The following is a 14332-nucleotide window of genomic DNA, read 5'->3' on the forward strand; positions in this document are numbered from 1 at the left end:
TTTTATTATCAGGAAAAGCCGAGCTTGCTCAGGTATTTGGATGAAAATGGAAAAACCGAAGCGTTAGCTTTGATATTTCTTTTTTAGAGCATTGCCCATCAAAGAATATACTATCCTGTCGAGGTCACGATTAATTAAAGATCCGCACTTAAAAATCAAGCTTACTTGAATTTATTAAGGCGGATTTTTTAATATAACAGAAGCTTTGTAGACAAAAACGAAGTGAATCCTATCCGGGTCAAGAATCAATTACTAACATACTTTTCTTTAAAATTGTCAATAGTCATATTTTCCCTACTGGTTTTCCCTTAAATTGATGACCGGAAATTCATTGTAACATATAGTTATAGTATATTGGCACTTTTCAAATAAAGTATTCAATCGACTTAATGCGTTTAACACTATTCACCATAATTCTATTCATTTCATTGACCGGTATGTCCCAAACAGGACGGGAAACGCGTATCGACAGTCTTGAAAGTGCCCTAAGGACTGCAGCGCATGACACCACCAGGGTAAACATCCTAAGTGAACTGGCCAGAAGTTATGGGGGCATAGATTCCCTAAAATGCTTTGAAAATGGCTTTAAGGCCATTGCCTTAAGCAAAAAGATCAATTACCTGAAAGGTGCAGCCGATTCCCATATTAATCTGGCTGGTGGTTATCTTGATTATTTTGATGTTGAAAATGCAAAAAAATATTTTAAAATAGGAAATGATTTTGCTGATAAACTTATAGCTAAGGATTCGTCGGCGCAAAACATGAAAATATGGTTACGAGGTCAGTACAATTTAGGCGTGGCCTATGGATATGAAGGAAATGTAGAAAAAGAAATCGCATATGTGTCAAAGACCATTCCGATAGCACAGAAAATGGGAGACAAAATGTTCGTGGCGAATGGGAATACGAATTTAGCGATCAAATACAATAACATGTCCCGTTTTGACAAGGCCTATGAAATGTTCAAAATTAGCCAGGAACAATTTAAAGAAATAGGAAATCCTGAAGACATCATTTACCACAGTTTATCCTTTGCTACTTCATTGGCTCAAATGGATTCGCTGGATCGAATGAAGTCAGTACTCGATATCGCCAAAACAAATTTGGATAAGATTCCGAATTCTTTCTATGTTGGCCTTTATTATGGGGAGCTCGGATTTTACTACGGAAGATCCGGCGAATTTGACAAGGCATTAAAAGCCCTTGACCGATCCTCTGAATATTATAAAGACCATAAATCAAATTATTATTTCAAGTTACTCTATCAGAGATATGCGGATATCTATGATAAAATGGGCAATTTTAAAGAGGCCAAAGCGTACACCTTAAAATATATAAACTTTTCTGATAACGAACATTCCGTTAATGACAAAATAGGTTCATATTATAAATTGGCAAAATACGAAGCCGGACTCAACGATTATCAGCAGGCGTATAGCTACTTAAAAGGTTACGTGACCGCTTTGGACAGTGTTAGAGCCAGTGAATTGGAAAATGATATGCAAGAGCTCGAGATACAGTATAAAACCGCCACCAAAGAGAAAGAAATCTTAGCATTGAAGAATGAGAAAAATGAAACGGCCCTTGCCCTTGAAAAGAAAAAATCACAAAACTATATGCTTTGGGCAATAGCAAGTGTTCTTGCCCTTATTCTATTTATTGGCTATTACGGTTATAACAGCCAGCTCAGAAAGGCACGAAAAAAGGAGCAAAAACGAGAAACTGAAGTTTCTCTTTTAAAACAAGAACAACAAAAACAGCTCTTCTTGGCTATGATAGAAGGTCAAGAGAATGAGCGGAAAAGGCTTGCCATAGATCTACACGATGGCCTTGGTGGAAGATTATCCGGCATCAGCCTGAATCTCTCAAAATTAAACAAGGATGAGCCAAAGGAATACCCTAAGGCAAAACTCAAGAAAGTAATGAAAGACCTTGACGATTCTTTGACCGAACTTCGCACCATTGCCCGAAATATGATGCCAGAAACCTTGATCAAGTTTGGTCTAAAAGCCGCTTTAAAGGATTACTGTAGTAGTAGAACGGGTAACGACACGAAGGTTACCCTACAATTTTATGGTACGGAAAAAGGGATTGACTTAAATCAACAAGTTACCATGTACCGCATAATGCAAGAACTGATAAACAATGCCATAAAACACGCCAAAGCCTCGGAAATATTGGTTCAATTCATTAGGGACAACAATAAAGTCGACATTACCGTTGAGGACAATGGAATAGGCTTTGAGAATGAAGACCGTTCAAGTAAAGTTAAAGGCATGGGTATTTCAAACCTAAAAACAAGGGTAGCTTATTTAAATGGAAAGTTGGAATTTCATTCCGAAATGAACGAAGGTACCACTGCAAATGTTCAAATTAACCTAGATGCAACATAAACCTATACATATCATTATAATTGATGACCACCCTATGGTGATCGAAGGGCTTAAAACCTTACTAAGTGACGATAAACGTGTTCTCATAAAAAACCAATTTATGAACGGAACCGACACCCTTACCTATTTAGAGAAAAATTCTGCCGATATAGTATTACTCGATGTAAACTTGCCCGATATAAATGGGGTTGAAATGGTACCCAAAATCCTAAATATCAAATCCAATATCGGTATTATAGGCTTAAGTACGTATAGTGAACCCAGCATAATCAATCAAATGATCAAAAAGGGTGTCAAAGGGTACCTTTTAAAAAATGTGACCGGAGAGGAGCTGGTCGACGCCATAACACAAGTGCACCAAGGTGATTTCTATTTTAGTAGTGAAATTCAAAAAATACTTGCAGATTCGGTTACCCAGGACAGTGGCGATTTGCCAAAACTAACGCGAAGGGAAAAACACATTCTCACCTTAATCGCCGAAGGTAAAACCACCAATAGAATTGCTGAGGAATTATTTATAAGCCCCCTGACCGTAGAAACGCACAGGCGTAACCTAATGCAAAAACTAGAAGTTTCAAATGCTGCTTCATTGATCAAAGTCGCTATAGAAAAACATATGATCTGAACCTACCGAACAACTACTTACCACCTCTATTAAGCAATACCTATTTATAGGTAGTTATTACTACTGGTTTTCAGGTATTTTTCTTTCTTTATTTCCTTTGCATTAATTAATATCAGAACTTGTACAAGGATAATCCTTACATCTTGGTTTTCACCGGAAAATGATTATTTACGAGTATACCAATTCGATTGAAAGTAGAAATTAACACCTACGATCAATACCTTTTGTATCATATTAAAACATTAGTGTTCCCATGATGGATGAAACAAAAAGACCTTTGCCCATTATTATAATCTGTACTCTTGGTTTTATTGAAATCTTACTCGTTATTTTCTCTATATATACAATGCCCGACTACCTCATTGACAGCTGGTATCCTCCCTATCTGATTCTTTGCGCATTGATTATCATGGCATGCATGATTGCATTTTGGCATATGCAAAGTTGGGCTATATATGCTTATGCAGCGTTCATATCAATAAATCAGATGCTCATGTACCACATGGGAGTCTTTTCGATTTATTGCATGATAATACCTACAATTATCCTAGTACTCGGTTGCCTATCTATAAAACGTATCGAAAAGCAACTAAGTTAAAAAATGGATTATAGGTTAAAACCTGAAAAATTTCGATTGGTGCCTGTTTTTAACCTTATAGGCTTAAAAAAATTAGAGGCAGGAAAAACCCGCCCCTAATTTTATAAGAATCAATCTAAAAATAGATTTGGAAGTTTAATTATTCCATTCTATTCCTCTCATTTCCGCACTATAATTACCGGTCTCATCTACAAACTTAACTCCATTAACCTTATCCAATGGGAAATAAATGTGCAAGCCCGTTTCATTGCCAGAAATCTCAGCATCCAATTCACCTTGTGATCTAGCTACGTCCCATAGTCGGAAATCTTTAATAAATCCATCCATTTTACCCCAGCCATTACCGAGCCAAATCTCACCCCATCCAGAAACATTTGGTGCTCCTATATCAGAATCTTGCCCCATTTGTTCTCCATCTACATACAGTGTTGTTGTACGAGCTGCATCATCATGTACAATTGCCACATGTTGCCATTGATCAACTGAAATAGCAAGTGGGTCCGTATCTGGCCCTTGCCAACCTGCTCCGGCATCGGTAAAGTTCCATAATCCTCCAGAATTCAACACATTTTCTTCGGTAAGCTCCTCATATCCGTAGACCCAAACTCCAAATGTTCCGTTATTAAAGAATTCGCCAGTACCATAACCGAACAATGACTCAACCTTTACATCGAATTCTACTGTATAATCCCCTTGAGGTGTATAATTTGGTGTAATCTGTAGACCAATTGCATCAGCATTATCCCGGTCAATATAAATACCGTCAGTATCCCCTACCAACATACTATTGACCAAAGTTATGGCTGATGATAGTGATGTAGCCATATCGTCCAAAGCTGTTTGCCTACCTTCACTTTCCAAAGCTTCATTTGCTTCAGCTATCAATTCATCAAGATAATCCAATGTTCCTACTGGATAATCACCATCCTCAGTACCCTCTTCGACACTTGACCTGAACTCCGTAATCTCCTCAATTGCAGCATTTAAATTCGTATAATCCAATATAATCACCGGCGGTTCAGAAACCCAATCAATTGAGCCCTCCAAGGTGGCCGTATAATTGCCTGTAGCATCACTGAAACTAGACCCTAGATCAGACCCAAACGGGAAGTAACATTCCAAATTAACTTCGGTCCCATCAACTGAAGATCCAATATTACCTTGAATAGTACTTTGATCCAATACAGTATCCCATATTTTAAATTCCCTTACCAAAGCATTAACGACACGATCTGTCCAAGTTGGACTGTTACCTATTACGAAAGAAACATCTGCAGCCAAAAGGTGCGTATGACTTTGTTCAGCAACTAATTCACCATTAATATATAGTTTTTGCTCAGAGCCGGAATTGGTATAAGCCAGATCAATCCATTCACCACCAACCATCTTACCGGCAGCTTGATCGCCAGAATCTAACCAAGTACTTCCATCACCTGTTACGATCTGAATATTTCCCGTACCGAAATACCTGACTCCAAAGCCACTATCGGGTCCAGACTGTTCTGCAGAAAACAAGTTGTTCGAGTACCCTTTTTGGTTAAGATCAACTGCATACACTTGCGTTTCAATCGTGAAAGCCCCGTCTAATACCGTTTTGATATTATCGGAAATTCTAATATAGGTATCATTTTCTTGTTGAATCCATGGCATTGCGGGTGAGACAGTACTAGCTAAGAAGGTCTCAATGGCCGCATTCAATTTGTAAGCAGCATCATCGATGTTTTCTTGAGATTTAGAATTGTTTATTCTCCAATTTACCCAAGTAACAACACTTTCCAATTCAGCCTTGGAACCAGGTTGATAATCACCTGCATTTATACCTTCTTCACTTTCCGATATCAATGCTTCTGCTTGGGAAATAACACTTTCCAATTCAGTAAGACTGAAACTTCCTGTGGAATCGTCATCATCATCACAAGAAATTACCAGGAAAAGAGCCATGGTCACCGATAATAGACCTATCGCAATTTTATTTATTCTATTTTTAATTTTCATAATACTTTTTTAAAGGTTAAAAGTTGCTACTCATTAAACCACCAGATTTTGTTTTGGTATCGGCAGTATCCCACCATAGTCGTATGTCCATCCTATCACTATCGACGGTATTTTGGGTACTTGGCATACTGATACTATTTAAACTATGCTGATTATCAGGATACCTAATTCGTTTCACCCATGTATCAGCTGCGACACTAGAACTACCACTTACACCATCCAATGGCAGAGAAATGTCTGGATAGTCGGTTCTTCTGAAATCTGCCCATGCTTCAGATCCATTTGGAAAATTGGCAATATATTTTTGGGTAATCAATTGTTTTAATTGTTCTTCGTTAGGCCCTGTCAAACTTGGTAAACCACTAATATAATCGCTGGCTGATGTTGCATCTACACCAACATAATCCATAGACGCCTGTACACCTTCAATATATAGTCCATTAGCATCTCCAGCTGTCCATCCCCTAAGGGCCGCCTCTGCTTTCAAAAACACGGTTTCTGAATAAAACATATAAGGCATATACATTAGGATATCGGCCCCATCACCTACAAAGCCTACATAACCTCCATCCAAATTAATAGTTGCATATGCCTTAGCATTTGCGGGTAAAGTATTATATCCATTTTCGATACCTGTGATAACACTCTCATCTGCAAGTACATCGTCATCATCTTTATAGGTAAACCATTTCCATGCCCGAGGATCCTCACCTACACTTGATTGGCCGTATAAATAATCTGTAAAGGTTCTAGATGCCCTTGTATTATCCCAGTTCCAAGCCATTTGATGATGATAATCATACCAACCCGAACTCCACAATGGAATATGGGCTCCATCCGCATTACTTGTCATTACTCCATCAGCTATAGCTGCGGCAGCCTCGGTACGTGCTTTATCAGGATCAACATTGGACATTCTCATGGCCAATCTTAATCGCAATGAATTACCAAATCGCTTCCATTTTTCCAAATCTCCAGAATAAATAAGGTCATAATTAGCTGGAAAGGCATATTGGGAGGAATCATCAGAATCAATAGCATCAACAGCCACTTTCAATCTACTTATAAGATCATAATAAATTTCTTGCTGTGAATTGTATGGAACAGTCTCTCCGGTACCTGCCCCAAAATAAGGGATATCACCATAAGTATCAGTCATTCTTTGCCATTCGGCACACATCCAAATTTCCATTTGGGCCAGTACATTGGTATATGCGGGATCCTCTCCGTAAAAACCGATTTGTGCATTATAATCCGCTAAAGGACCCGTATAAAACTCATTCCATTGATTTCCTATCCACCCATCAACATACTCATATCGTGGCGATTCAAAACCTGACACGATATTTGACCAGTACTGGGAATAAAAATCAGGGTATAGATTAATGTTCCTTTGATAATTACTAAGTGGATTTTGGAACATCCCATTAATCACATAAGAAGGATCAACCTTCGTAATTACATTACTAGGCGTATTCATCTCTTCAAAATCCTCAGTACAACCAACCACAAAAGTCAATAGCACCATTCCTAAAAATATTATTCTTTTTTTCATGTTTTTAACTATTAAAATTTAAGGTTTACAGAACAACCAACCGATCTTGTTACGGGTACAGGAGAAAAATCAAATGCCTTAGCACCGTATGATGTGCTAAATGCACTGGCATCCGGAACAGTTCCCGGTGTATCCCTATAAATATAAAACAAATCACGCCCTATCAATGATATTCTAGCTTCTCTAATGAAATTAGACTCTCCTCCGAAAAGTGACAATGGTAAATTGTAACCTATAGAAACCTCTCTCAGTTTCATATATGAGGCATCGTAGATAAATTCCTCTGTTATTCCTGAAACCCTACCCCAATATTCTTGGGCCGAAACAATTTGTGTAGGAGATGAACCATCTGCCATTACACCATCAACGAAAAATGCCATTCTATCGTTTTCTGCAGTTCTTAAGGCATTTCCTGAGCCAACAGCACTGGCTTCTGTCAAAGAATAGATTTCACCACCTTCTTGCATTCCTAACAACGCACTTATGAAAAAGTTCTTGTAATTGACATTAAGTCCTATAGAACCAGTAAAGTCAGGTTGAATATTACCAAGAACCTGTCTTTCGGCCGCCCTTACAGGCAAACCATCTTCATCGACGATAATCTGACCGTCATCACTTCTTTCATAAGCATAACCGAAAATGTCTCCCATTTTCTCTCCTTCTGTTCCCCTTACCTGGACACCTCCGTTGTCTTCAATAAAAGTATAAAACTCATCATCATCTTCAGCAGTCACCAATTCTTTCACTTCACCCTTGTTCTTCGCATAATTCAAGGTGATATCAAACCTGAAATCTTCCTTTCTAATAGGGGTAATCGTGGTCATAAGCTCTATACCCCTATTTACAACCAAACCAAGGTTATCGTATTTACCTTGATACCCTGTACTTTGATCAAGATCAACAATTACGATTTGGTTCTCTGTATCTTCTGAATAATATGTAAAATCGATTCCTAAAATCCCTTTGAACAACCTAAGCTCAGCCCCAACTTCTGAAGAAGTTGAAATTTCAGGTTTCAAATCACTATTGACCAATAAATTGGGCTCACTGGATGTAGTCAAATTAAATCTTCCCGAACCTAAGGTATATACTTGGGAAGTATTGTATGGATCGGTATCCTTACCTACTTGGGCCCATGAACCCCTCAACTTGAAATATTGAACCCAATCGGGCATTTCAACCATTTCGGAAACCAAACCACTAAGGTTCACCGAGGGATAAAAATATGAGTTATTATCATCTGGTAAGGTTGAGGACCAGTCATTTCTTGCAGTCGCATTTAAAAACAAATAGCCTTTATACGATAAATCCACAAAACCATATACAGATTGTATTTCGCGTTCTGTAAAATTTTCAGTTGCGCTTATTGTTGAAGAATCTTCAGCTCCTGACAAAAAGTAGGTTTCTTCTGAAATCAATTTTCCAGAGCTCGCAGACAACTCATCAGAATCACTGTACATTTTATTTGCTCCTGCACTGACCCCTAAATTAAAATCTTCACTAAGATCTTTATTGTAGGTCAACAATAATTCCATGTTTTCTTCGGAGAAGAATTTTTCCCCTGTATTATAATTAGGCTTCTGGTCACTAACATTATCCCCGTAGAGATAACCACTTTCTGTCTCATACCTATAGTTATCGAGACCATACCGTAATCGTAGTTTCAAAGCATCCGTTAAGGATATGTTCGCGGTAAAATTACCAAAGAAACGATTACGCTCATCATTATTAACTACTTGTTCCTGTAAAAAATAAGGGTTTCGATAGTTTGCATTTGCAGTTGTATATAAGGTCTCAACATGTTCGCCTCCAATAATCTCGTATCCTGGACTCAAATCTTGAAGCCTTATGTTCATAGGCATTGAATTAAAATAAGAAACCACACTATAATAACCTATTTCTGGACGTTGCTGCCCCTTAGTATTAATATAAGAAATCTTAGAGTCAATATTAAGCCATGGGTTAATCTCGTAAGAAGCCTTTAAATCAAAATTTGTTTTCTTTATTTCATTGTTGGCATAAATTCCTTCTGTCCAATCTTTAGAAATAGTGGCTCGATAAGAACCTTTTTCCCCTCCATTAGAAAGAGAAACGGAATGCCTACTGGTCACCCCTGTCCTTGTAAAGTTTTTCAACCTATCTTTCTCAGCTACATAAGGCAACATTTCCCCTGTCCAGGCCTCTCTTGCCTCACCATCGAATTGCGGACCCCAGCTAGAAGTACCTAATCTATCATAAACACCCTCGGACCCCTGACCGAATTCTTCTTGCAAATCCAAAAAATATGCTGCATTTGAAGCAACAACACTACCAGTATACGAAATCCCTAAACCTTGAGATTTGCTCCCTTGTTTTGTGGTAATGACAACAACACCGTTAGCACCTCGGGAGCCATATAAAGCTGCTGCACTACCTCCTTTTAGCACTGACATAGATTGAATATCCTCTGGGTTGATATCTAAAAGGCCTCCACCATTGGAAGTACCTCCCCAAATACCACCATCACTAGTATCACCTGAAGAAAAAGGCACACCATCAACGACCCACAATACATCATTGTTGTCCGCAAGGGAACTGTTACCTCTTAATTCAATTCTTGAATTACCTCCGATACCTCCAGTAGTTGTGATGTTCACCCCTGCTACTTTTCCTTGTAAAGCAGTTGTGACATTACCATCCCCTGCACTTGAGATATCTTCACCTGAAACTTCCTGAACCGAATAACCTAAAGCCTTCTTTTCCCTTTTAATACCCAAAGCGGTAACCACCACTTCACCTAGCTGCTCCACATCTTCTGTTAATGTAACATTTATTGAAGATTTACCCCCAATACTAATTTCCTGGCTCACAAAACCCAAGGAAGAAAATACCAATGTACCTGAGAGATCGGAAACATCAAGAGAATAGTTTCCGTCAAAATCCGTCGATGTACCATTTGTTGTGCCTTTTTCAATCACATTGACACTGGGAACAGGCGTACCATAATTATCGATAACCGTACCTGATACGGTTTGGGCTATTGCTCCTTGGATAAAGAGCAACGCAACAAACAGCAATACATAATTAAATTTTTGATTCATACTAGAATAGTTTTGTTAGTTAAATGATTTCTGATTTCCTCAATTAAATATTAACAACACCTTAAAATATTATTAAAATAATGTTAATACACTAAATTTGAAATTCCACCCCTGATTTTGAAATGTTTTCGACCAATAACTAAGTAGAAAAGCTAAAGAACAGTTCTTTAAAAAGGTATTGATTTAAAATACTATGATAGGCGCCTCTTATTCTTTTCTCCTAGGTCGTAATAACCTAATTTATCACAAATTAGAGCACCATAATTTAACAGTAAAACGATGACAAATTTTGCAAGACACCCTTTTTATCAAGTAAACCCCGGTAAAAAGAAACATAGAATTATCCCATAGTTCCACTACGAGGAATAAAGCCATAAAGCTTGACTACTCAACATCCCGAGTACCACTGAATTATCGAGTGAAAACCATCACCCCTTCAACAATATCTAATCAATGATAATTTCTGAAGTGCTCACCAAATCCTGATGACAAATAAAGTACCCTTTCAAGGGCTTGCCATCGATACTGATTTTTTGAATAGCCTCTCCTTTGAAAGATTTACCGGATTTGATTACCAAAGCCTTATCTCTATAATATTCCCCATCCAAATGAATGGTGATTTTATCGAACTTAGGTTTGGTTAAAGCATACATGGGTTCTGCGGGATTCACAGGATATATGCCCATCATGGAAAAAACCGCCCAGGCCGACATGGTGCCGGTATCGTCATTCCCGGGAATACCATCAGGACTGTTTTTAAAATGCTTGCTCAATAAACCGGAAACCATTTTCTGGGTCCTATATTCTTGGCCTTTCACATAATTGAAGAGATACGGATAGGCAATATCCGGTTCATTGGCCATATCAAACTGCCCCTTATCAAAAACATCCTGTAATCGTTGTGCAAAAGGTTTTGGTCCTCCCATTAATTTCATCAACCCTTTGATATCATGAGGCACCATAAAGGTATACTGCCATGCATTGCCCTCTATAAAACCAAGGTTCTTTTCAAAATTGGCCCCCGACTCGGGATTATAGGGAGTTAACCAACTACCATCATCATTTCGGGGCCTAAGGAGGTTGAATTCCTTATCGAACAGTTTCCGATATGAAATTGCCCGTTTCGAAAAGCGTTTATAATCGTCCTTCTTACCCAATTCCCTTGCCAATTGGGCAATGGCATAATCTGCAATATTATACTCTTGGGTGGTGGATACCGAACCACTATTGGTGGTTTTTGTAGTGAGGTATCCTTTTTCGATATAATCCTGAAGGCCGGGACGTAGTGGATTGTCCTCTAACTGCCCAGCGCTTTTAAGCATGGCCTTATAGGCCTTTTCCACATCAAAATCACGGATGCCCTTCAAATATGAATCGGCAATAATGATTCCGGCCGGATCACCGACCATGGTCGTGGTCTCAGTGGCATTCAATTCCCATTTGGGAAGCCAACCGCTTTCATCATAGATCTGCAGCATACTCTTTACCATATCCGATTGCTGCTTGGGATATACCAAACCCATTAATTGGTGCAGATTTCGATAGGTATCCCAAAGGGAAAATACAGTGTATCGGGTGCCTTTTGTATTTAAGGTTTCCCGTGTTTTCATTTTAGGGTAGTCCCCATTGAAATCGTTTAAGGTATTGGGGTGAATCAAGGTGTGGTACAGAGCGGTGTAAAAAATGGTCTTATCCTCTTCGCTACCACCTTCAACCTCTATTTTGGACAGGTATTGGTTCCATTCTTTACGGGCATCAAGTAAAATTTCATTAAAAGTCCTTCCCGAGGTTTCCTTCTCCAAATTCTCCCTTGCATTGTCCAAGCTTACATATGAAATACCGATTTTCATTTCAACCTCGGTCGGACTTTCAAAATTATATCGCATATAAGCACCGATGCTATCACCGACTACTTCTTTGGTAAAACCTTTCATCAATCGGGTTTTACCATTATATCCCATCCATTCAGATTCTACCCCTTTGTATGTTGCTGGCTTTTTCCATACCCCAAATTCATCGGCAGGTCTGGAAAAACGTGCCACGAAATATACAGGGTAAGCTTCTTCCGGTTTATAGTAACAAAAGGAACCTACGGAACGTACTCCCTCGATTTCAGTGGCTGATACTACTCTAATACTTGCGCCTTCCTCATTGGTAAGCCCCAAACCTAAATTGAGTAGAATATTCGACTCCCCAGCAGGAAACGAATACTTACTGACCCCAACCCTTGTAGTAGCCGTGGCTTCGGCCTTAATATCATATTTATCCAAAATATTGGAATAATAACCTACCTGACTTATCTCATTGGAATAGGTACTGCCATACTCCAAATGGTCGGTCACAATGGCTCCTGTAGTCGGCATCGCCAAAATCACCCCTAGTTCAGGGCAACCCACCCCACTCAGGTTCACATGGCTAAAACCTGTTAAAAAGGTATTTTCATGTACATAAGGGGTAGAAAGCCATCGACTGTCTTTCTCCAACGGTAGATTTTGAGGCCCTGCCACATTAAAGGGGGAAACATTCGCCATACCACGAACGGCAATCGGGCCTGGATTGGTGGTTCCGAAATTGGAGGTGCCTATAAAAGGATTCACGTAGTCAACAGGGGACTTTTGGGCCAACGAAATACTAATGATCAACAAAAATACCACTGTTAGTTTATTCTTCATGCTCCCTGATTTTTGATTTCTTATACCCTTAATGAATCTATATTCTAAGTTACTCTGTGTATGTTATATATGCTGAAACAAGCCAATGATTGAATTGATCCTTTTTATTGGCTGTCCCGGGTATTTTAACTTGTAAACCGTGCAATCCTTTTTTGAGTTCCCCCAAGGGAATCCTATAAGGCATTACACTGGAACCAGGGCACCAATTTGACCTTGATAGGTCCGAAGAAGCTAAACGCTCTTCAATCTCCTTAAATTCCCGTTCAAAATTTTCATTATAAGCATATGCTGAATCTTTTTTCGTCCATACCCCGGAAGATGGATTAAACCTTCTGAATGATGCACAATCATCCCTCCATGGAATTTTGCTAAACACCAATTTTGAATCAAAAAACACTTCGTTTTTCAATTTAATGAATTCATCTCCCCCACTATGACCTCCATGCCCTGTTGTCGTATAATACAACTTCACATTCCTCATTTCCTGGTTTGTGCTAAAGTTCAAATCAAGGGTCTTGGCGGCGAAGAAATCGGGTATTTTTTGACCTTCAACATAATACACCGTATTCAGTAAGGGCAAAACTTTTAATTTAGGCCTAGGCCTTCCTGAATATTTCAAAGATACATCCACGGAATATCCATCTGGAGTCCAAGCATCTATCCATACTCCAATATAAAACTCTCCAGTTACCACAGATTCGAGCTCAGAGATATCCTTCTCCCAAACTACTTCGTTTTCCCATTTGGGGATATAAACCGGTCTATTATATTCAATTTTGGGATACTTTTTTTCATCACTGTAATGCCCCACTCCGAACGGAGACATAAAACGCATTAATTCCAAGGCAGGCACATATTCATTGGTCTTTAACACCCCTCCAAAACCCTTGTCCGCAAATGAGTTTTCAGGAAACTTTTCTTTACCCAAAGAAACATCGATAACACCTATGAGTTCCGGGTTCGTAACTACAAAACAGGAGCCGGATTTATCCCATTTGTCCCCATTGGACCTTAGTTTGACCTCAATCGAAACATCGGTTCCCTTCTTATAGACAGGGACTTTTATTTTTTTATAAACAACACGTCCATTTTGCAGCCTTTTTACCGTAACGGTATCACCTGTTTCACCCCCAAAATTTACTGGCTGATCTTTAAAAACCTCAACGCTGAATGTTTTAGGTTCCTGTAAAGGTGAATTATTTTCTATGGGACTTGGGATATTTTCAGCAACCATCACTCTACCGCCAAAAAGGTCTTTTGAAGTAGTTTTGCCCCCATACTTGACCGAGGCGTTCTGAGCTAAAACCGAAGCGCAAAGCAAGCCGAAAACCAATATAAAAACTACCAGTAATGCCCTATTTTTCATAACATTTTAAGTTATATGTTTTTAATAATCAAAGTCCTTCAAAACCAA

Annotated in this window: 7 protein-coding genes; 2 read left to right on the top strand and 5 right to left on the bottom strand. The window is 38.8% G+C overall.

All coding sequences use genetic code 11. The features are described from left to right. The first annotated feature begins 389 nt into the window (after positions 1 to 389). Together R3X28_RS12645 and R3X28_RS12650 are read left to right on the top strand one after the other, a co-directional pair. Entirely contained in the window at positions 390 to 2393 is a 2004-nt protein-coding gene (locus R3X28_RS12645; RefSeq protein ID WP_317664678.1) for a sensor histidine kinase, read from the top strand. Then, positions 2383 to 3018, top strand: a complete 636-nt coding sequence (locus R3X28_RS12650; protein WP_317664679.1) for a response regulator transcription factor — start codon at positions 2383 to 2385, stop codon at positions 3016 to 3018. The genes R3X28_RS12645 and R3X28_RS12650 overlap by 11 nt, the downstream gene beginning before the upstream one ends. Positions 3019 to 3751: 733 nt before the next feature. Here the strand turns inward: R3X28_RS12650 and R3X28_RS12655 are convergent. The 5 genes from R3X28_RS12655 to R3X28_RS12675 all read right to left on the bottom strand — a co-directional run bounded on the left by R3X28_RS12655 (position 3752) and on the right by R3X28_RS12675 (position 14284). Beyond that, positions 3752 to 5611 carry a LamG-like jellyroll fold domain-containing protein gene (locus tag R3X28_RS12655; protein WP_317664681.1) on the bottom strand — a complete coding sequence of 620 codons (1860 nt, stop codon included), beginning with the start codon at positions 5609 to 5611 and terminating at the stop codon, positions 3752 to 3754. A 16-nt stretch (positions 5612 to 5627) separates the two neighbouring features. After that, complete coding sequence (locus tag R3X28_RS12660; RefSeq protein ID WP_154367589.1) at positions 5628 to 7166, bottom strand: SusD/RagB family nutrient-binding outer membrane lipoprotein; 1539 nt, start codon at positions 7164 to 7166, stop codon at positions 5628 to 5630. Positions 7167 to 7177: 11 nt separating this feature from the next. Continuing rightward, positions 7178 to 10246 carry a SusC/RagA family TonB-linked outer membrane protein gene (locus tag R3X28_RS12665; RefSeq protein ID WP_317664684.1) on the bottom strand — a complete coding sequence of 1023 codons (3069 nt, stop codon included), beginning with the start codon at positions 10244 to 10246 and terminating at the stop codon, positions 7178 to 7180. A 446-nt stretch (positions 10247 to 10692) separates the two neighbouring features. After that, positions 10693 to 12918 (bottom strand): GH92 family glycosyl hydrolase, encoded by a 2226-nt coding sequence (locus R3X28_RS12670; RefSeq protein ID WP_317664686.1) that lies wholly within the window; start codon positions 12916 to 12918, stop codon positions 10693 to 10695. Between the two features lie 49 nt (positions 12919 to 12967). Continuing rightward, a complete protein-coding gene (locus R3X28_RS12675; RefSeq protein WP_317664688.1) occupies positions 12968 to 14284 on the bottom strand; it encodes a PNGase F N-terminal domain-containing protein in 1317 nt (438 codons plus the stop codon). Between the last annotated feature and the right edge of the window lie 48 nt (positions 14285 to 14332).

The sequence above is a fragment of the Maribacter sp. TH_r10 genome, assembly GCF_033101095.1.
Classification (GTDB): domain Bacteria; phylum Bacteroidota; class Bacteroidia; order Flavobacteriales; family Flavobacteriaceae; genus Maribacter_A; species Maribacter_A luteus.